Genomic DNA, 18,427 nt, shown 5'->3' on the forward strand with positions numbered 1-18,427 from the left:
CCGCATTGGGCAGAAGCGTCAAAAGGAACATCGATGTCCATGGCATGGCCCAACGTCTCAAAAAGATTAAGCTATCTTCGCTGGAAGCCGTGCTGGGGGGCCTGATCCTCGTCGGCATGCTATATCTTGTTTCCATCTGGATGGGCGCTTTTGGCGCGGCCGACCGGCCCGCCACCCAGGCCGAAGCCGCCCCGCAGAAAGGCAAGCTCAACGCCGCCATCGTGGCCAGCGAAAGGGCCTTGGCCCGCCTGGAGGCCATGGAGGCCGACATAGAAGCCATGCGCCGTCGCATGGACGAGGCCGGCTTGGGCGACGACAAGCCCGACGGCCTGTTCGGCGGCGCCAGGGAAGCCGGCCAGTCCTCGGCCCTGGCCGCCGCGGACCCCAACGTCGCGCGCAAGCTCGACGATCTCGAACGCCGCATGGGCCCCTTCGACAAAGGCAACTCGGCCCAGCGGATGACCGTCATGGAGCGCCTGGGGCGCCTGGAACGTCAGATGGTTTTATTGGCCAAGTGGACCAACGACGTCAAGAACGCCATGGGCCAGACGGCCAAGGGCGCCGCGCCGTCGCCGACGATAGCCGCCGTCAGCGGCCGACAACAAACCGTCAAGGCCGCCGCCGTGGCCAAACCCAAATCCAAGGCCAGGGCCGCCAACAACCATCGCATCGTCTACAAGGTCCGCGCCGGAGACACCTTGGCGCGCATCGCCAGGGTTCACGCGGTTACGATCGCCGACATCCAGCGCTGGAATCCCGATATCGGTTCGGGCCACCGCATCATGGTCGGCCAAGGCCTGGTGATCTTTTCCGGCGAGGCCTCGTGAGTGAGGGCTGGCCGGCCTTTTTCTCCGACAATCGACTGCAACTGGCCCGGCGCTTGGCCCTTCGGCGGGAACAAACCCTGTGGCTGTGCGGTGGAGCCATCCGCGATGCGCTCCTCGACCGCCGGCCCGCCGACCTGGATCTGGCCGCCGACGGCGACGCCGCGGCCCTGGCCCAAGACCTGGCCCACGAACTGAACGGCCGCTACATCCTCCTCGACCCGGATCACCAATCGTGCCGCGTCGTGGCCGACGGCCAAGCCATCGACCTGACCGGCCTGCGCGCCCCGACCATCGAGCAAGACCTGGTCGCCCGCGATTTCACCATCAACGCCATGGCCGCACCGCTGGACGCCCTGTTGGCCGGCCGGCCGGTCCTGCTCGACCCCACCGGCGGCCAGGCCGACCTGCGCGCCGGCCTGCTGCGCCCGGCCGGGTCGGGCGTGCTGCGCGCCGACCCCTTGCGCGTGCTGCGTGCCGGGCGCTTGGCCGCCGAACTGGGCCTGAGCCCCGCGCCGGGCCTGCCGGAGCGCCTGGGCCGCGCCGCGTCGGGCCTGGCCCAGACGCCCAAGGAACGCCTGGCCCACGAGTGGCTGGCCATGCTGGAGGCCGCCGACCCGAACCGCGGCGTGAACCTGCTGGAGCAATGCGGCGCGCTGGGCCTTTTGCTGCCAGCCCTGGAAGCCGGCCGCGGCCTGGGCCAGAACCCGTTTCACCACCTGGACGTCTTCGACCATAACCTGGCCTGCCTGGCGGCGGCCCAAGATATCTGGCGCGACCCCTCGCCCCTTTTCGGGGCAATGGCCGCCGAGACGGCCGACTACTTGACGCCGCCGCGCCGCCGCGCCCTGCTTTTCTGCGCGGCCCTGTTGCACGACGTGGGCAAATCCGCCACTCGCCTCGAAACCGGCCCCGGCTGGGCCACGTTTTACCGCCATGACAGCGTCGGCGCGGAGCTGGCCCACGCCGCCTGCCAGCGTTTGGGCTTGGCCAAGGCCGATAGCCGCTTTGTCGCTCGCATGACGGCCATGCACATGCGGCCTTTTCACCTGCTGGGCGCGCAAAATCGTGGGCAGTTGACCGCTCGCGGCGCGCGGCGGCTGATCCAGGCAGTCGGCGATGACCTACCGGGTTTGTTTATCCTGGCCATGGCCGACACCGTGGCCGGCCGGGGGGCCCAGCGACCGCCCGACGCCGAAAAACGCCTGACCAGGCTTTACGGCCGCGTTGCCCACCTGCGCGACAGCCAGCTCAAGGCCGCCCTGGCCGCGCCGCCCCTGCTTGACGGACGCCAGCTCATGGCCGCCCTCGGCGTCGGCCCCGGCCCGGAAGTGGGCCGCCTGTTGGCCTTGCTGCGCGAGGCCCAACTCGACGGCGCAATCACCAACCCATACGAAGCCTTGAACTTGGCACGCCGGCGCATGCGGCGCGGTTGACGGCCCCGATGGCTGCTGTTAGATTTGCCGATGGAAGTGGATAGCTCTCTGGTGGGGCTCCCGGACTTCAAATCCGGTGTGGGGCATGAGTAATGTCTCGGGTGGGTTCGATTCCCATGCACTTCCGCCATAATAAAATCAAGGGGTTGGGGCCTGACGGTCCGGCCCTTTTTGTTTTGAGGCGCGGCGAGATGACCGGTGGGAGGGTTACTCCTTGGTGTAGTAGGCGCCGTCCTGGCCCACGAAAAAGCCTTCGTTGCCCAGATTTTGGTCGCGGCCAAAGATGCGGCCGTCTGGAGCCATGACGTATTGGTCGGCGTTGGCGTCGATTTCCCTGGGGTTGCCGTCGGGGCCGGTGAAGGTGCGCGTGCCCCGAATGTATTCGGTCCATTTTTGGTGGGCCTCGTCGGCCACCTGCTGGCGGTGGTAGGTCATTTCCTGAATGATACGGGCCAGTTCGTTTTCGGTGCGCGAGACCACGTAGCTGGTGGCGCCCACCTGACGCATCTGGCCTTCCCACCAATAAGGATCCCACTGAAAGCTGCCCAAGGCCCGGGTGTATATCCGCCAGGCCTGGGGTAGGGCCTGGGGCGCGGCCAGGTAGCCCGAGAGCTTGGTAACCTCCCAGTTGCCCATGTCCGGCGCGCCGGGCGCGATTATCAAACGTGTCTGGATCAGCAAATAGCCCTGGCGCGGGCCCTGGGCCTCGGTGGTCTGGAAGGTCAGGTCGGCGGTGTCGACCCGACCCTGGATGCCGGCGCTGGCCATGATGCTCATGGCCTGGTTGGAAGGCTGGTTGAGTTCGCGCACGATGACTTGGCTGATGGGCCCCAGGCTTTTGGGCAGGTAGTAGTCGAGGGCGAAGCGGGCTCCGGGCAGATAGCGCATGACCAGCATGTTGACGCCGTAGCCGGGGCTGTACCAGCGTCCTTCGACGAAGCCCATGGCGGCCATTTGTTGGTTGGGCTGGACCATGGTCGGGTTGGCGGCGTCGCCGATGCGGATGAAAATCAGCCCGTCGGGGCTGGTCATGGTCACCTCGGGCCGCACGTCCACGGCGGCGTGGCGTCGCAGGCCGCCTTCCACCCGCCAGCCCGCGGGCGCGTCCAGCGAAAAGGCCCGCTCGGCCGGATCGACCCAGCGTATCCAGCCCTCCTGGGCCGTGGCTGGTTGGGCCACGGCGGCGGCGATGATCATTGTCAGCAACAGGCGGATAAAGAAGCGCATTTTTTGCCTCCGCTTTGCAATCGTCCTCGCACGTTCGGCTTGGCGAGTTGGCCAGCGCATCAAAGCAAAGCACAAGCCGGGGGGCAAATCAAGTTCACTTGCGCACCTGGGGCTGTGTTAAAATCGTTTCATGATCGGCAAACGGCATCGGCTACGGGGATCGGCGGCGTTGGGGGCGCTGGCCGTCGGGGCGGGGGTGTTGCTCATGGCCACTTGGTTGAGCGGTTGGCAACGGCTGGTCGAGAGCCAGATATTCTATCCCGAAAAGCAAATTCACTACACGCCGCGCGACATGGGCCTGGCCTACGAGGACGTCTGGTTCGAGTCGGCCGGCGGGGTGCGCCTGCACGGTTGGTTCGTGCCGGCGGCGGTGGGGCGCACGGTGTTGTTATTCTGTCATGGCAACGCCGGCAACGTTGGCGACCGGGTCGACAACATCATGCGTCTCAACCGCATCGGCATAAGCGTGTTCATCTTCGATTATCGCGGCTACGGCAACAGCCGGGGCCGGCCCAGCGAGGAAGGCCTCTACCGCGACGTGGAGGCGGCCTGCAACGTGGCCCAGGCCCGGGCCAAGCAGGAAAAGGCCCGCCTGGTGATCTTCGGCCGCTCGTTGGGCGGGGTGGCCGCCGTCCACGTGGCCGCGCGCAACCACTGCGCCGGGTTGATCCTGGAGTCGACCTTCACCCATCTGGGGGCCATGGCCCGCATTCATTTTCCCATGCCCCTGCCCGAACAATGGCTCAGCAGCCGCTTCAACGCCCGCAAAAAGATCAGCGCCGTGCGCGCGCCGATCCTGTTTTTCCACGGCGACCAGGACGACATCGTGCCCCTGGCCCTGGGCCGGCGGCTGTTCATGGCCGCGCCCGAGCCCAAGGAGTTCGTGACCCTGGAAGGCGCGGGCCACAACGACACCTACCTGATCGGTGAGGACGCCTATTTCGCCAAGTTCCGGGCATTTTGCGAGGGCCTGCCGCTTTAGTCGGCCCGGCCCGGCCAAGACGGCGTTGCTTTTGCGGGCGGGGCTGGTTAAATTGGGCCAGGGCTACCGCACTCTCGCCGAAAGGATCGCGCCTCGATGAGCAAGTTGAACGTGTTGTTGCTGCGCCTGGGCCTGGGCCTGGTCAGCGGTTGGTTTTTGAACCTGCTGTTTTTCAGCAAACTGCCGATGGCGGCGGCGTTCCGTTCCGGGGTGGACTGGCTGATCTCTTTGATCCTGGCCGGCATCGTGGTGGGCGCGGCCTACATGTCCGAGGCCCTGCGCAAACGCGGCCAATGACGCGGCCGCCAAAAAACGGCCGGCCCGGCGACGAGCGCCAGGCCGGCGGTGGTTGCCGTTGGGGGCCGCTCAGTCCAGGCGCTGGCAGCGGATCAAGAGCGAATCGGTGATGGCCTCCTCGCGCAGGTGGACGATGGCCTGATAATCCGGGTCGGCCATGAACTGCTTGAACACCGTCCAGCTTGGCCATTCCACAAAGAAAATCAAGTCGGCGTCGAACTTGCCGATCACGGCCTTGAAGGGCTTGAACGACGGCAGGGGCCGACCGCCGAAGCGCAGGACAATGGGCCCGGCCGCCCGCAGATACTCTTGGTATTTTTCGCGGCCGCCGTCGGGTTTGAACCACAGGGCGTTGAGCATGTAAAATTTGTCTTCACTGTTCATCGTCGCCTCTTTTTGTTTCGCGTTCGCGCCAAACCCCACCCGTCCAACCAAATTTGTTTCATAGCCCGGCCGCCGTCGCGCGACCGCCGGCTCAGACCGCCTCCAGCATGTTCATGTCCTGATCGCTGAGCAGGCGGTCGATGTTGAGCAGGATCTTGACCCGCCCGCCCACTTGGACCAGGCCCTGGATGTGGCGGGTGTCCAGTTGGGCGCCGAAGTTGGGCGCCTCCATGATCTGATCCTGGCGGATGTTTAGCACCTCCGTCACCGAGTCGACGACCACGCCCGTCTGGACCACGCCCTTGCGGCCCATCACCTCCACGACGATGACGCAGGTGCGTTCGTCGTAGGCGCGCTGGTCCATGCCCAGCTTCAGGCGCAGGTCGACCAGGGGGATCACCCGGCCGCGCAGGTTGATCACCCCGCGGATGTATTCGGGCATTCGCGCGACCTTGGTCACCGGCTGCATGCCCACGATCTCGCGGGTTTTCAGCACGGCCATGGCCCAGTCCTCGCCGCCCAGGGCAAAGCTGAGGTACTTGCCTTCGGAGGTGAGCATGGCCTTGGACGACTGGCCGGCGGCGGCGCGAGCGGCCTCGACCTTGGCCACCAGGTCCAGATCCTCGCCGGGGGCGTGGGAGGAGAGCTCGCGGGGCAGGCCCTGGCAGGCGACTTCGGCGAAGCGCGTCTCGACGAAGGCGTCCAGGTCCACCGCCGCGCCCACGCCCATTTTGTGGACCATGTAATCCTGCATGCGCCGCAGGTCGTCGATGACCGGGAACAGATCGGTGGTGGTGATGCCCGAGGGCTCGGTGAGCACGTTTTGCAGCACGGCCTTTTTCAGGCCCAGGGTCTTGCCGGGATCGAGAAAGTTGACGGCGATGTCGGCGGCCGCGCCGGGCTCGGTCTTGACGAACTGGCCGGCCTTGACCAAAAGGCTGATGAACTCCTGCACGGCGGCCTCGTGGGCGGCGATGACCTCGTCGCGCAGGGTGACCACGCAGCAGGGATGATGCTCCCAGACCTCGCCCGAGAGAAAATGCAGTTCGGCCGCGCCCGAGGCGATGGCCTTGGTGCCCAAGGGCTCGGCGACCATGAAGCCGCTGCACAGCTCGCTCTGGGCCAAGAGCTCGGGCATCTTGATGGGCGGGACGACCTCGAAGCGCACGTCGGAAACGCTTTCGCCCGGCGTGCCCGGCGCCAGGCCAAGCTGCGAAAGGTACATGTGCGAGATCATGTGATGCACCGACAAGCGGTGGGGGATGTAGAAGGCCGTGTCGCGGAAATAGTCGGCCGGCCGGTCCTTGCGATATTCGCGGCTCTTTCTGCGCACGAAGATCGAGCCGTTTTTGTGGGCCAGCAGGCAGAGCTTGATCGGCACGCCATAGCCGAAAAGGTCCATGCCGATGGGCGCCAACACCAACGCGCCGTCCAGTTCGCCGTTTTCCAGCTTTTGCTGCACCGGGTTCCAGCCGGGCAGGCAGACGGTCTCCAGCACGAAGTGCTTGGGCCGGGCCAGGCCGGTTTCGATCTGGTGCTTGAGCACGCCCAGGATCAGGTGGTCGGTGATCTGGATGTGGGCGATTTTGAGCTTGAGCCGGCCGTCGTCGGTGAACTGGGGCTGGCGGGCCTTGGAGCCTTCGTCGGCGGCCTCGGCCTGGCCAAAGCATTGCTCGATCTTGGCGCGCAGTTCGTCGGCGTTGAAGGGTTTGGCCACCAGGGCGCTGACTCCGGCCTCGCGGGCCAGGGAGACCTGTTTTTTCTCGCCCTGGGCTGTGGCCATGATGAAGGGCGTGTTTTTGCGCCGGGCGTCGGCGCGCACCCATTTGAGCAACTCGTAGCCGTCGAAGTTGGGCATGTTCCAGTCGCTGATGATCAGTTCGACCGGCTCCTCGGTGACAAGCTTTTCCACGGCGGCCCGGCCGTCGTCGGCCTCGCTCACGTTGACAAAGCCCAATTCGCGCAGGATGGCCAGCTCCATCTTGCGCATGATGGAGGAGTCCTCCACCAGCAGGATGCGGATGTCGCTCGGAACGCTCATGTCAATCCTCCGCTGGCGCGGGCGGCCTCTTGCCGGCCGGCCTTGGCGTGTGGCTTTGGTCCGTGATCGGCCCGGCGGCGGTTGTTGGCGTCAAACCCGCCGCCCGTGACGCGCGAAAACTCAAGCGCCCGGCCGGGGCCCGCGGCCCAGGTAGGCGTGGAACGGATACCCCAGGCGCGAGGCGACCATGCCCTCGACCACCTGGCGGAAGCAGGCCATGGGCAGGCCCATGCCCATGCGGTCGGCCGGCAGGCCGGCCAGCAGCCGCGAGCCCAGGCAATAGGACGAGACGTTGATCTGGCCGCTGAGATGGGGCCGCACGATCAAATCGCTGTCCACCGCCCGCAGGGGGCCCATGTCGGCGCGCACGCGCCCGCCCGTGACAAAGGCCCAGGCCTGGACGATTCTGGTCAGTTCGGCCGGCCGCGGCGAGAGCACCACCACGTGGGGCTCGATGTCCAGTTCGTCGTAGGCGTTGGAAAAAACGAACACGGCCTTGGTCGTGGCCGGTTGGATCGCCGCCATCTCGGCCACGGCGGCCCGGGCCGTGGCCACGTCCTTGAAGCGGCCCGGATCGTCGGGGCCGAACAGGGCGAACTCCGCGCGGCCGGCGTCCTTGCAGGCGTAGACCTCGCCGCTGGTGAACTGGGCCGGGGCCGGCGGCCGAAACCCCGGCCCCAGGCCCGATTGCTCTTTCATCACGCAGGTGTAAACCCGCGCGCCGGGCAAGGGCTCGGGCTGGCGCTCATCGACCAGGCCCAGGGTGATGGCCGCGGCCACGCAGCCGATATTGTCGATGGTCAAAAGGATCGGCTCGCCGCCCTCCACGTGGCGCAGGGCCTGGCAGCACATCACCGACTCGCTCCGGGGCGCGTGCTTGAGCAACTGGGGCGGGATGTCGTCCCCGGCCCCGTAAAGGCGCACGTAGGCCGCCGGAATCTCCAGCCCGGCCACGCCCATGGCCTCGATCATCCGCGCGTATAGGCCGGCGATGGTGCTCATTTCCGCCTCGTTGAGTTATCGGCCGCAAGCAATTATAGCCTGGACCGGCGGGCGAACTCCACCGCGCAAGCGAGGGTGGGGCAAATTATGCGCGGGCCGCCGATGGTCGACGGCCCGCCGACAGGCGCGGCCTTACTCGCTCACGCCCTTGTTCTGGGCGATCTTGTCCACTTTGTCGGCGATGCGGAAAATCACCAGCAACAGCTCCATGTAGAACCGGGCCAAAATCAGCATGATCAGCGCGCCGATGGGCACCAGGATCAGGGCCAGGAGGGTGCTGGCGAAACCGGTGGAGTAGGCGAAGGCCGAGAACAGGCCGAACAGCGTGTATAGGGCGATGCCCACGATGGCCAGGATGTAAAGAACCTTGACCAGGCGCGGCGTCACGAATTCGCTGAACGAGAAATCGAACAGGTCGGAGAAAAAGTTCTTTTGCATTTGGCGCTCCTTTTTGGATGATTATCGTTGCATGTGGCTTTGCTCCATCATAGGCGCGCCCCACGGGGCAAAACAACCGGGATTTGCGTAATTGATCAGACCTTTGCCCGACAATGGGGTGACGGGCGGCCCGCCCTGGGCCGACCCGGCCCAGTGGCGCGACCTCAACCGACGCCTGGAGCGGGCCTGCGCCGTGGGCCACGATCAGGCCAGGCAAGCGGCCCTGGCCCTGGCCGGCCTTTTGGGCCAGGCCGACGCCCTGCTGGACGAGCTCTGCGCGGCCGCCTGCCCCTGGTGCCCCACGCCATGCTGCCTGGAGGCCAAGGTCTGGCTGGACCGCCGCGACCTGCTGTTCATCCACCTTGGCGGCCAGAGCCCGCCGCCGGCCCAACTGCGCCAAGGGCGTCACGACCACTGCCGCTACCTGGGCCCTCGCGGCTGTCGGCTGCCCCGCCTCCAGCGGCCCTGGGTCTGCACCTGGTATCTGTGCCCGACGCTCTCGGCCCGCCTGGCCGGCCGCCCCGGCCAGCAAGCGCGCTGGCAAGGGCTGGTGGCGGCCATCAAGGAGCAAAGGCGGCTGATCGGCGCGTTGATGGCCGATACGATCTTATGACCACGGGCGTGGGCGGAGGCGACGGTGAATAATATACTACGGACCAATCATAGGAAATCGCCTTGCATAATCTCCAGCCGATGGTAATCATTGTCGCAGGGGCCCAAGCGCCGCGAGGAGACCTTCGCGCGCGGCCCGCCAAGGAGCGACGATGCAAGATTCCACCGTGGAAATGGAGCGCCTGCGGGCCAGGGTAAGGGAATTGGAAGGCCAACTGGCCCGGGCTGGCGGCCCGGGCGGCGGGCCCATGGACGCCATCGGCAAGCGGATGGCCGTTTTCGAGGCCATCTTGCAACGCGCGCCCTACGGCGTGGTGATAAAAGACGCCGACATGCGCTTCCGCCTGGTCAACCAGCGCTATTGCGAACTGCTGGGCCTGAGCCGCGAGGAACTACTGGGCAAGAACTCCGCCGAGCTGTTTCCGCCGGAGCTGGCCCGCGGCTTCGACGAGGAAGACCGCCGGGTCATGGAGACCCAGGAGCCCCTCAGCCGCACCTCCAGTGTGTTTTTCGGCGGCCGCCACCGCTGGCTGCGCGTGCATAAATCGCCCATCGTCGACGCCAATGGCCTGGTCTACGGCGTTTTGGCCGCGGTGATGGACGTCACCGAGCGCCAGGTCTACAAGCTGGCCCTGGAGGAAAGCCAGCGGCGTTATCACCAGCTTTTCGAGACCAACTGCGCCATGAAGATGATCATCGACCCCGCCGACGGTTCGATCCTCGACGTCAACCAGGCGGCTTGCGCTTTTTATGGCTATCCGCGCTACGTCCTGCTGACGATGAACGTGGGCGATCTGTGCGCCGACGGCAGGCGCGAGGCCCTGGAGCGGGTGCGCCGCCTGGCCGAGGGTTGCCCCTTGCCGCTGGAGGCCAGGCATCTGCTGGCCTCGGGCCAGACCCGCGACGTGGAGTTGCACCACGGCCCGGTCAGCCATGGGGCTAGCCTATACGTTTATGTGATCATCCACGACATCACCGCGCGCAAGCGGGCCGAGTTGGCCCTGCGCCACAGCGAGGAGCGCCTGGAATTGGCCCTGAAGGGGGCCGGCATGGCCATGTGGGATCACAACCTGCAAAGCGGCGAGATTTTCGTCGACGAACGGATCCAAGACCTGCTGGGCCACAACTACGCCGATGTGGGCCACGACGCCAAATTTTTCTGGAGCTTGGTTCTTCCCGAGGACGCGCCGCTCATGCGCCAAGCCATCGACCAGAACCTGACCGGCCAGTCGGACTCGCTTTCGTGCGAGCTGCGCCTGCGGGCCGCCGGCGGCGATTACCGCTGGGTCCAGGTCACGGGCCGGGTGGTCGCCCGCGACGAGGCGGGCAAACCCAGCCGCATGGCCGGCACGCTCCTGGACATCAGCCGCCGCAAAAGCGCCGAGCAGGAGCGCGAACGGCTCATCGCCGAGTTGCAAACGGCCCTGGCCCAGGTGCGCACGCTCTCGGGCTTGCTGCCCATTTGCAGCCACTGCAAGAAGATCCGCGACGACCAGGGCTATTGGAACCAACTGGAGGCCTACGTGGCCCGCCATTCCAACGCCGAGTTCACCCACAGCATCTGCCCCGAGTGCGCGGCCAAGCTCTACCCCGAGATCTACGCCCGCAAACGCGGCGACCAGGCCGAAAAGCCCTAGTCGGCCCGCACGCCGCGCTCCTGGCGGGGCACGCCCTGGGCGTCGAGCCAGCTTTCATAGCCGGCCATCTTGGCCAGGGCCTTGACCGCCCGCTCGGGCGTCTGGAAGAAAACGCCCTTGAAGGTCGCGCCGGCGATCTCGACGACGGTTTTGTCGTTGGGGTCGGCGTCCAGGCTCACGCCGATGACCGGCTTGTTGGCCCGCTCCATGGCCCGGACGATGTGCTCGACGTAGCCCCGCTCGATCTCGCGCAAAATCTGGCGGCCCTGGCCGAGGTATTGCCGGTCGCAGTCGGGGTTGGTGGCCAGGGTGGCGTCGATGAGCCGCTGGGCCATGGCCTTGCGGCCCATGATGCCCAGGTGGATCACCGCGTCGCAGCCGTCCCAGTCCAGCAGCATGTCCAGGATGGTCATGGGCAGCTTTTCGTCGGGCTCGCCCACCAGGTCCACCGGGTTGGCCCGGCTCCAATAGGGCGGCAGGAGCTTGTCGATCTCGGCGATGATCGCCGGGGACAGCTCGGCCACTTCCAGGCCGTATTCGCTGCACAGGTCGGAGGTGACCACGCCCCAGCCGCCGCCCAGGGTGACGATGGCCACGCGGCGGCCGGCCGGCAGGGGCAGCGAGGCGAAGGCCGCCGAAAGATCGAGCATGTCCATGGGTTGATCGGCCAAGACCACGCCGGCCTGGCGGCAGGCGGCCTCGAAGACGCGGTTGTTGGAGGCCAGGGCCCCGGTGTGGCTGGCGGCGGCCTTGCCGCCGATGGCCGTGCGGCCGCCCTTGAGCGCCACCACGGGCTTGCGTCGGCTGAGCCGGCTGGCCGACTGGAAAAACCGCCGGCCGTCCTTGACGCTCTCCAGATAGAGCAGCACCGTTTTGGTCAGCTTGTCGGCCTCGAAGCCGTCGAGGGCGTCCTCCACCGTGAGCATGGCCTCGTTGCCCGAGCCGGCGAAGGCGCGGATGCCGATGCCCTGATCCTCGGCGAAAAACAAAAGCTGCACGCCCATGTTGCCCGACTGGGCCACGAAGGCCGTGGCCCCCGGCGCTGGCCGCGCCCCGGCCCCGCTGCAATAGAACTTGTGGTGGGGGTTGCACAGGCCCATGGTGTTGGGGCCCAGGATGAGGATGCCGGCCTCCCGGGCCGCGCGCACCAGTTCGTCCTGCATGGCCTGGCCCTCGGGGCCGACCTCGGCGAAGCCCGAAGACACCAGCACCACGCTGGTCACGCCCTTTTGCTTCAGCTCGGGGATCAGGGCCAAGACCTTGGCCGCCGGCACCGTGACCACGGCCAGGTCCACCGGCTCGGCGATGTCCAGCACCGATTTATGCACCGGTCGGCCGGCGATGACTCCGCCCTTGGGGTTGACCAGATGCACCTGGCCGGGGAAGCCGCCGTGCAGGGTGTCGGTGAAGAGGCGGTTGCCCCACTTGCCAAAGACGTCGGAAGCGCCGATGTAGGCCACGCTGTTGGGGTGGAACAGGGCGGCCATGGCCGCCGGCGACACCGGCGGGCGGGCCTCGCTCCGGCGTACGGCCTGGCCCAGGACGATCAGGGCGTCCACGGCGCGGACCTGGCCATCGGGCGAGACCAAAAGCGGGTTTATGTCGATCTCGCGCACGCGGGGTTCGTCCATGGCCAGGCGCGACAGGCCCACCAGGGCCGCGGCCAATTGCTGGCGATCGGCGGCGGCCTCGCCACGGAAGGGCCCCAGCAAGGCCCGTGAGCGCAGTTCGTCGATCATCGACAGGGCCTGGGCCTGGTCGATGGGCGCGATGCGAAAGACCGCGTCGTCCAGCGCCTCGGTGAACACGCCACCCAGGCCGAACATCACCACCGGCCCGAACTGGTCGTCGGTCAACAGCCCCGCCACGAACTCGCGGCGGCCGGCCACCTGGGGTTGCAGCAAAAAGCCTTCCAGGTCGGCCCCGGCCGTGGCGGCCATCGCGGCGGCGGCCTGGCGCACGGCCTCGGCGCTGGTCAGGCCAAGACGCACCAGGCCCAACTCGGATTTGTGGGTCAGCTTGGCCCCCAGGCCCTTGAGCACCACCGGCCAGCCCATGGCCTGGGCGATCGCGGCGGCCTGATCGGCGTCGGCGGCCCGGCGCTCCTCGACCACCGGCACGCCATATTGGGCCAGGACGCGCTTGGAATCGGCCTCGGAAAGGGCGTGTTGCCCCGCGGCGATTGCCTTGTCGATCAACTCCGTGGCGCTCATGCTGGCCTCCCATACTCTGAAAGATGATTCATTATTCAGTAATAAAGCGTCGCGCGCCATGGTCGCGGCCCAAATGCGGCTGGCCGCCGGGCGCGGATATTTGTAACATTGTTCTTCGCGCAGACTTATGTTTACCAAAGTTTGGCCGTCTTGTCTGCCCATGGGCGGCGCGTTTTTTGGCCCATGGTGCGTTGACGGGCCTGTAAAATATGGCATACTGGGCGCGGAGGGGCGACATGAAAACGAAAATGCTTTTGTATTTCCGCTTGTTGGTAATGATTGCGTTGACGCTGGCCACGCCGGCCTGCCAGTTGGAGGAGCCCCTCAGCCCCGAGGCCCAGCGTTTCAAGGACGCGGTGCGCGGCCAACTGGCCATGCTGGAGCCCGGCGTGGTCAAGGGCCTGGCGGCCGATGACGAAGCCGCCGTGGACGAGGCGCTAATGGCCTATTTCGGCCAGACGCCGTGGCTCGAGGAGCCCTGCTCGTATTCGGTGCATGTGGTCAACGGCCAGCACCTCTACGTGGCCGGCCGCTGGCATGCGCCCGGCAGCCAGAGCGCGGCCTCGGTCAAAAAAGAGTGGGTGCGCTACTCCAACTTCAAGGACATCTTCGACGAGCTGGAAGGCGGTCGGGTCAAGCCGGTGCGGCTTTATGACCAAGACGGCCCCTTCGTGGTGATCTGCGCGCCCCTACGCCGCGACGACAAGTTCATCGGGGCCATCGGCCTGATTTTGCCCGATGATTGCCTGCCCGGTCGTTTTGATTTGACGCCCGACCAAGTTCTGGCCATCGATTACAACTGAGCCCGCGCCAACGGACGGGGCGCCGGCCCCGGCGGCGCGCTATAATGAACTCATGTCCGCAACCGACCAAAGCCGCGCCCTGCGCCAAACCCTCGACCGCTGGCCCTCGCCGGCGGCGCTTTTGATTTTTTCGTTGCAATGGCTGGTGGTGGCCGTGCCCGGCGTGCTGGTGGTGGGCGATCTGGTGGCCGTGGCCTGGGGCCTGGACGGGGCCGGACGCCTGGCCTTTCAGCAGCGCCTGTTTTTGCTCATGGGCCTGACCCAGGCGGCCCAGGTGGTCTTTGGCCACCGGCTGCCGGGGCTGGTCGGGCCGGCCTCGGTGCTGTTGGTGGGGGTGTTGGGCAGCGTGTCCAGCGGGCCCGGCGCGGTCTATGGGGCCATGGCCATCGGCGGGCTGGTGATGGCCTTGCTGGGGCCCACGGGCTGGGCCTCGCGCCTGGGCCGGCTCTACACCCCGCCGGTTTTGGCCTCGACGCTGATGCTCATCGCCATCAGCCTGGTGCCGGCCATGGGCCGCATGGTCTTTGATCCGGCCGCCGCGGGCCGTGCGTGGGGCGCGTCGTTTTTGTTCGCCATGGCCCTGGCCTGCCTGATCCTCTGGGCCCAGAGCCGTTTGCGCGGGCTGGCCGGCGCGTCGATGCTCATGGCCGGCATGGTGGTGGGTTCGGCGGTTTATTATCTGGCCGGCATGGGGCCGTGGCCGGGCCTGCCGCCAGCGAGCGGCCAGGGCCTGACGCTGGCGACCTTCGCCGGGCCCAGCCTTAGCTTCGACTTGCCGGTGGTGCTGGCCTTTATCATCTGCTCGCTGGCCTTGGTGGCCAACGAGCTGGGCACGCTGGAATCATTGGGCCGGATGATGGATCTGCCCGACATGGAAAAGCGCGTGGGCCGTTCGGTGGCCGTGGGCGGGCTGGGCTGCCTGGCCGCCGGGTTGCTGGGCGTGCTGGGGCCGGTGACCTACTCGGTGAGTCCGGGGGTGGTGCTGGCCACCGACAACGCCAGCCGCTGGTCGCTGCTGCCGGTGGCGCTGGCGCTTGTGCTATTGGCCTTTTGGCCCCAGGGCATGGGCTTTTTTCAGCTTGTGCCCCAGCCGGTGGCCGGGGCGGTGCTCTTTTGCCTGATGGCCCTGACCACCTACGCCGCCCTGGCCGTGCTGGAAGGCGGGGCCTGCGCGGCCGATCGGCGCTCGGGCCTGGTGGTGGGGGCCTCGCTGGTGGCCGGGGCGATCATCAGCTTCCTGCCCGAGGACGCCCGCCAGGCCATGCATCCCTACCTGCGGCCGGTGTTGGGCAACGGCTTTGTCACGGGCCTGCTGCTGGCCATGATCCTCGACCGCCTCCTGCCCCGGCCCAGCGCCGCCAAGTAGGCCGGGCCCTATTTGACCAACGGCAGAACCTGGGCGAACTCGGGTCGATCGGCCCGTTGCAACAGCTCGTAGATGAACATCTCGGCGCTGGTGATCAGCGCGCCGGCCTGGCGCAGACGCTCCAGGGCCAGGGCGTGGTTGCCCGCCGCCCGCGAGCCGACGGCGTCGGCCACCACCTGCACGGCGTATCCGGCGGCCAGCGCGCCCAGGGCCGTCTGCATCACGCAGATGTGCGCCTCGATGCCCACCAGCACCAGCGTCCGCCGGCCCAGGCCGGCCACGGCCCCGGCAAACGGCTCCAGGCCAAAGCAGTCGAAGCTGGTTTTTTCCATGGCCTCCAGCCCCGGCGGCAGGGCCTGGGCCAGGGGTGCGACGATCTGGCCCAGCTTGCGCTGGCGGCAGGCCAGCACGGGCAGGTCCATCAGCCCGGCAAAGCGGGCCAGGCGCTGGCAGTTGGCCAACACGGCCCCATGGCCGTCGATGACCGGCAAAAGCTTTTCCTGCACGTCGATGACGATCAGCGCGCAGTCCTCGGGCCGGGTCAGGGCGTGTGTCATGAGCGCTCCTTTCGTGGTGGGCGCGCGACCGGGCTCAGTCGAGCACGAACAAGCGCGCCTGACGCCGCAGCTCCTGGGCGGCCGCGGCCATGTCGGCCGATGACGCCGCGGCCTGCTCGACCAGGGCCGCGTTCTGCTGCACGGCCTGATCCATCTGGCCCACGGCCTTGTTCACTTCCTCGATGCCCAGGGCCTGCTCGTGGCTGGCCGCGCTGATCTCGGCCACGGTCTCGCCCACGTCACGGACGTTATCGAGGATCGCCTCCAGCAGCTCGGCGTTTTCGCGCGCCAGGCGCACGCCCTGCTCGACCTTTTGCGCGCTCTCGCCGATCAGCCCCTGAATCTCCTTGGCCGCCGCCGCCGAGCGCCCGGCCAGGTTGCGCACCTCGCCGGCCACCACGGCGAAGCCACGGCCGGCCTCGCCGGCCCGGGCCGCCTCCACCGCGGCGTTCAAGGCCAGCAGGTTGGTCTGGAAGGCGATCTCGTTGACGACGCTGGTTATCTCTTTGATCTTTTGGCTGGAGGCGTTGACCTCGGCCATGGCCTGGGCCGTGCGCGCGGCCGATTGGCCGCCGTCGGTGGCGATGCGCGTGGTCTTTTGGGCCAAGTCATTGGCTTTGGCCGCGTTTTCGGCGTTTTTGCGCACGGTGGTGGTCATTTGCTCGATGGTGCTGGCGGTCTGCTCGACGGCGGCGGCCTGGCCGCTGGTGCGATCGGCCAAGTCTTGATTGCCGCTGTTTATCTCGCCGGCGGCGTTATCGACCCGGGCCGCGCCCTCGAAAATGCCCCGGGCGATGTCGGCCCAGGCCACGCGCAGGCTCTCCAGGGCCACGCCCACGTGGGCAATCTCGTCGCGGCCGCTGAACTGGTGGGCCGTGGGCCGCAGATCGCCCGAGCGCAGTTGCTCCACCGCCGCCACCAGCCGGCCCAACTGGCCAATGACCCCGCGCTCGGTCACCAGCCAGGCCAGGGCGAAGACCGCGCAGCTCAGGCCCAGGCCAAGGAGCATCAGCATCTTGAGCAGGACGACCTTGCCCCGGGCGATGTCGGCCAGCATGTCCACGGCCTTGTTCATCTCGGCCAAAAGGCCCAGGTTGCCCTGGACCAGCGCGTGCGTCGCTTGGCGCATGCGCGCGGCGTCGGGCCGGTCCTGGAGGATCTGGCCCAGCGGCTGGCGCAGCTGGCGCCACAGGCCCTGGACCAGCGCCAACTGGGCCGCCACCGCGCCGTCGGCCGCTGGCAGGCCGGCCGCCGCGTCGCCGTCGATCAGCCCGGTCATGCCTTGTTCAAACAGCTCGACCGAGGCGGCCAGTTGCTTTTTGACCTCCGCCGGCTGGCCGAAATCGGCCGCCAGCATCAGCGCCTCCTTGGTCATCTTTTGCGAGAGCATGCGCTGGCGGCCAGCTATGTTGACCACCGCGCCGTCGGCCTCTCGCGCGCCCAGGAAATAAATCGCCCCCAAAACCAACGCCGCCGTCGTCGCCAACAGCAGGCCAAAGGCCGTCAGCGCCTTGATCCGAATCGAACCGCCAAACCAACCCATCGACGCCTCCCGCGGCATGGTCGCGTCCACCCAATCGTTGATCGTTTTAGCATAGCAACGGCGTGGTGATTAATCAAAGGCTGGATTGCCGCTCTTGCCGGCTTTTGGCCCGCGCTTGGGGCAAAAGCCCCTCGATCAGCCGCACGGCGTCGGCCATCTCGCGGACGGAGTGGCTGGGCCGCACCTCCAGCACCAGGCGCGGGGCGTGGGCGACCATGGCCAACAGCGCCGGCCAGTCCAACTGGCCCAGGCCGGGCGGCATGTGGTCGTCGGGGCCGATGGCGTCGTGCAGGTGGCAGCCAAGCAGCCGGTCGCCATAAAGGCGCGGCCAGTCGGCCAGGGGGGCCAGGCCGGCCAGGGCCTGGGTGTTGGCGTGGCCGGTGTCAAACCAAAAACCGATGGGCGCGCCGGCGAAGCGGGCCAACAAGTGGCCGGTCTCGGCGATGTCGGGGAGTTCGGCGGCGTGGTTGCGGTTTTCCAGGGCGATGGCCACGCCCAGCTTTTCGGCGCGGCCCAGCAGGCGCTCCAGTGAAAAGCAGGCCTGATCCAGGTGGCGGGGGGCCAAGGCGGCCCGCTGGCGCAGATGCGCGGCCATCTCGGGGGTGAGCCCGCCGGCGCGGGCGGCGTCCGGGGTGACTTTTTTGTCCAGAATAGCGGTGATCTGGCCTAGATGCACCACCAGCGCGCCCACCTCCATGTCGGCGGCCAGCTCCAGCGAGGCCTGGGCGTGGCGCACGGCCAGGGCCCGTTGATCCGGGTCCAGATGGGCCAGGTTGAAGGCGTCGCCGCTGGCGCGCAGGCCCTCGGGCGTGGGGATGTAGTTGTGCAGCGAAACGACCTGGAAGCCCCGGGACTTCAGTTCGGGCCGCAGCAGGCCAAGCGTTTGCCGGTCCAGGCGATATTCCAGCTCCAGGTGGCGCGGGCCCACGACCTCCAGGCGCTCCAGAATGCCTTGGGCGATTTGCGCGGCCGGCGGACGGGGTTGGTCGGGCGGGGTTTTTTCCTGGGCCCAGACGGTGCTGATGGCCAGCGGCGCGGTCATTGATCCTCCGGGGGCGAAAGACG

The 18,427-nt window shown here is 67.4% G+C and carries 17 protein-coding genes and 1 tRNA gene; 9 read left to right on the top strand and 9 right to left on the bottom strand.

The window, feature by feature from the left end:
* Window positions 1–5: 5 nt before the first annotated feature.
* From DEBA_RS03350 to DEBA_RS03360, 3 genes are all read left to right on the top strand, one after another.
* Window positions 6–827, top strand: coding sequence for a LysM peptidoglycan-binding domain-containing protein (locus DEBA_RS03350; protein WP_013257498.1), 822 nt, complete (start codon window positions 6–8; stop codon window positions 825–827).
* Complete coding sequence (locus DEBA_RS03355; protein ID WP_013257499.1) at window positions 824–2,260, top strand: HD domain-containing protein; 1,437 nt, start codon at window positions 824–826, stop codon at window positions 2,258–2,260. The genes DEBA_RS03350 and DEBA_RS03355 overlap by 4 nt, the downstream gene beginning before the upstream one ends.
* 32 nt (window positions 2,261–2,292) lie before the next feature.
* A tRNA-Sec gene (locus DEBA_RS03360) sits at window positions 2,293–2,390 on the top strand.
* A 77-nt stretch (window positions 2,391–2,467) separates the two neighbouring features.
* Here DEBA_RS03360 and DEBA_RS03365 read toward each other — a convergent pair.
* Window positions 2,468–3,487 (bottom strand): hypothetical protein, encoded by a 1,020-nt coding sequence (locus tag DEBA_RS03365; protein WP_013257500.1) that lies wholly within the window; start codon window positions 3,485–3,487, stop codon window positions 2,468–2,470.
* 205 nt (window positions 3,488–3,692) lie between these two features.
* Here DEBA_RS03365 and DEBA_RS03370 point away from each other — a divergent pair, with 205 nt between their 5' ends.
* Window positions 3,693–4,469, top strand: coding sequence for an alpha/beta hydrolase (locus DEBA_RS03370; protein WP_148227765.1), 777 nt, complete (start codon window positions 3,693–3,695; stop codon window positions 4,467–4,469).
* A 96-nt stretch (window positions 4,470–4,565) separates the two neighbouring features.
* Window positions 4,566–4,766, top strand: coding sequence for a hypothetical protein (locus DEBA_RS03375; protein WP_013257502.1), 201 nt, complete (start codon window positions 4,566–4,568; stop codon window positions 4,764–4,766).
* Between the two features lie 69 nt (window positions 4,767–4,835).
* On the opposite strand, the gene DEBA_RS03380 is transcribed toward DEBA_RS03375, so the two are convergent.
* The 4 genes from DEBA_RS03380 to DEBA_RS03395 all read right to left on the bottom strand — a co-directional run bounded on the left by DEBA_RS03380 (window position 4,836) and on the right by DEBA_RS03395 (window position 8,631).
* Window positions 4,836–5,150 carry a DUF1330 domain-containing protein gene (locus DEBA_RS03380; protein WP_050762218.1) on the bottom strand — a complete coding sequence of 105 codons (315 nt, stop codon included), beginning with the start codon at window positions 5,148–5,150 and terminating at the stop codon, window positions 4,836–4,838.
* 91 nt (window positions 5,151–5,241) lie between these two features.
* The gene (locus tag DEBA_RS03385; protein ID WP_013257504.1) at window positions 5,242–7,191 is read right to left on the bottom strand and encodes a chemotaxis protein CheW; all 1,950 of its coding nucleotides are present in this window, start codon (window positions 7,189–7,191) and stop codon (window positions 5,242–5,244) included.
* Window positions 7,192–7,311: 120 nt separating this feature from the next.
* The gene (locus DEBA_RS03390; protein ID WP_013257505.1) at window positions 7,312–8,193 is read right to left on the bottom strand and encodes a DUF169 domain-containing protein; all 882 of its coding nucleotides are present in this window, start codon (window positions 8,191–8,193) and stop codon (window positions 7,312–7,314) included.
* Between the two features lie 132 nt (window positions 8,194–8,325).
* Window positions 8,326–8,631, bottom strand: coding sequence for a DUF4282 domain-containing protein (locus DEBA_RS03395; RefSeq protein ID WP_013257506.1), 306 nt, complete (start codon window positions 8,629–8,631; stop codon window positions 8,326–8,328).
* Between the two features lie 91 nt (window positions 8,632–8,722).
* On the opposite strand from DEBA_RS03395, the gene DEBA_RS16780 reads away from it, so the two are divergent.
* Window positions 8,723–9,244 carry a hypothetical protein gene (locus DEBA_RS16780; protein ID WP_013257507.1) on the top strand — a complete coding sequence of 174 codons (522 nt, stop codon included), beginning with the start codon at window positions 8,723–8,725 and terminating at the stop codon, window positions 9,242–9,244.
* 151 nt (window positions 9,245–9,395) lie between these two features.
* Window positions 9,396–10,880 carry a PAS domain-containing protein gene (locus DEBA_RS03405; RefSeq protein WP_013257508.1) on the top strand — a complete coding sequence of 495 codons (1,485 nt, stop codon included), beginning with the start codon at window positions 9,396–9,398 and terminating at the stop codon, window positions 10,878–10,880.
* Here the strand turns inward: DEBA_RS03405 and DEBA_RS03410 are convergent.
* On the bottom strand, window positions 10,877–13,093 hold the full coding sequence (locus DEBA_RS03410) for an acetate--CoA ligase family protein (RefSeq protein WP_013257509.1): 2,217 nt from the start codon (window positions 13,091–13,093) through the stop codon (window positions 10,877–10,879). The two genes, DEBA_RS03405 and DEBA_RS03410, sit on opposite strands and share 4 nt — an antisense overlap.
* A 236-nt stretch (window positions 13,094–13,329) precedes the next feature.
* Between DEBA_RS03410 and DEBA_RS03415 the strand changes: the two genes are divergently transcribed.
* On the top strand, window positions 13,330–13,896 hold the full coding sequence (locus DEBA_RS03415) for a hypothetical protein (protein WP_013257510.1): 567 nt from the start codon (window positions 13,330–13,332) through the stop codon (window positions 13,894–13,896).
* A 52-nt stretch (window positions 13,897–13,948) separates the two neighbouring features.
* Complete coding sequence (locus tag DEBA_RS03420) at window positions 13,949–15,262, top strand: uracil-xanthine permease family protein (RefSeq protein ID WP_013257511.1); 1,314 nt, start codon at window positions 13,949–13,951, stop codon at window positions 15,260–15,262.
* Window positions 15,263–15,270: 8 nt separating this feature from the next.
* Here DEBA_RS03420 and DEBA_RS03425 read toward each other — a convergent pair whose 3' ends face one another.
* From DEBA_RS03425 to DEBA_RS03440, 3 genes are all read right to left on the bottom strand, one after another.
* Entirely contained in the window at window positions 15,271–15,819 is a 549-nt protein-coding gene (locus DEBA_RS03425; RefSeq protein ID WP_013257512.1) for an isochorismatase family protein, read from the bottom strand.
* A gap of 34 nt (window positions 15,820–15,853) precedes the next feature.
* Window positions 15,854–17,362 (bottom strand): methyl-accepting chemotaxis protein, encoded by a 1,509-nt coding sequence (locus DEBA_RS03430; protein WP_013257513.1) that lies wholly within the window; start codon window positions 17,360–17,362, stop codon window positions 15,854–15,856.
* A gap of 73 nt (window positions 17,363–17,435) precedes the next feature.
* Entirely contained in the window at window positions 17,436–18,404 is a 969-nt protein-coding gene (locus tag DEBA_RS03440) for a sugar phosphate isomerase/epimerase family protein (protein ID WP_013257514.1), read from the bottom strand.
* Window positions 18,405–18,427 lie beyond the last annotated feature (23 nt).

The organism is Desulfarculus baarsii DSM 2075 (genome assembly GCF_000143965.1).
GTDB lineage: Bacteria > Desulfobacterota > Desulfarculia > Desulfarculales > Desulfarculaceae > Desulfarculus > Desulfarculus baarsii.

Coding starts and splice junctions, on each gene's coding strand:
- DEBA_RS03365 (WP_013257500.1), bottom strand. CDS start 3,487: ATGCGCTTCTTTATCCGCCTGTTGCTGACAATGATCATCGCCGCCGCC.
- DEBA_RS03370 (WP_148227765.1), top strand. CDS start 3,693: ATGGCCACTTGGTTGAGCGGTTGGCAACGGCTGGTCGAGAGCCAGATA.
- DEBA_RS03375 (WP_013257502.1), top strand. CDS start 4,566: ATGAGCAAGTTGAACGTGTTGTTGCTGCGCCTGGGCCTGGGCCTGGTC.
- DEBA_RS03380 (WP_050762218.1), bottom strand. CDS start 5,150: ATGAACAGTGAAGACAAATTTTACATGCTCAACGCCCTGTGGTTCAAA.
- DEBA_RS03385 (WP_013257504.1), bottom strand. CDS start 7,191: ATGAGCGTTCCGAGCGACATCCGCATCCTGCTGGTGGAGGACTCCTCC.
- DEBA_RS03390 (WP_013257505.1), bottom strand. CDS start 8,193: ATGAGCACCATCGCCGGCCTATACGCGCGGATGATCGAGGCCATGGGC.
- DEBA_RS03395 (WP_013257506.1), bottom strand. CDS start 8,631: ATGCAAAAGAACTTTTTCTCCGACCTGTTCGATTTCTCGTTCAGCGAA.
- DEBA_RS03405 (WP_013257508.1), top strand. CDS start 9,396: ATGCAAGATTCCACCGTGGAAATGGAGCGCCTGCGGGCCAGGGTAAGG.
- DEBA_RS03410 (WP_013257509.1), bottom strand. CDS start 13,093: ATGAGCGCCACGGAGTTGATCGACAAGGCAATCGCCGCGGGGCAACAC.
- DEBA_RS03415 (WP_013257510.1), top strand. CDS start 13,330: ATGAAAACGAAAATGCTTTTGTATTTCCGCTTGTTGGTAATGATTGCG.
- DEBA_RS03420 (WP_013257511.1), top strand. CDS start 13,949: ATGTCCGCAACCGACCAAAGCCGCGCCCTGCGCCAAACCCTCGACCGC.
- DEBA_RS03425 (WP_013257512.1), bottom strand. CDS start 15,819: ATGACACACGCCCTGACCCGGCCCGAGGACTGCGCGCTGATCGTCATC.
- DEBA_RS03430 (WP_013257513.1), bottom strand. CDS start 17,362: ATGGGTTGGTTTGGCGGTTCGATTCGGATCAAGGCGCTGACGGCCTTT.
- DEBA_RS03440 (WP_013257514.1), bottom strand. CDS start 18,404: ATGACCGCGCCGCTGGCCATCAGCACCGTCTGGGCCCAGGAAAAAACC.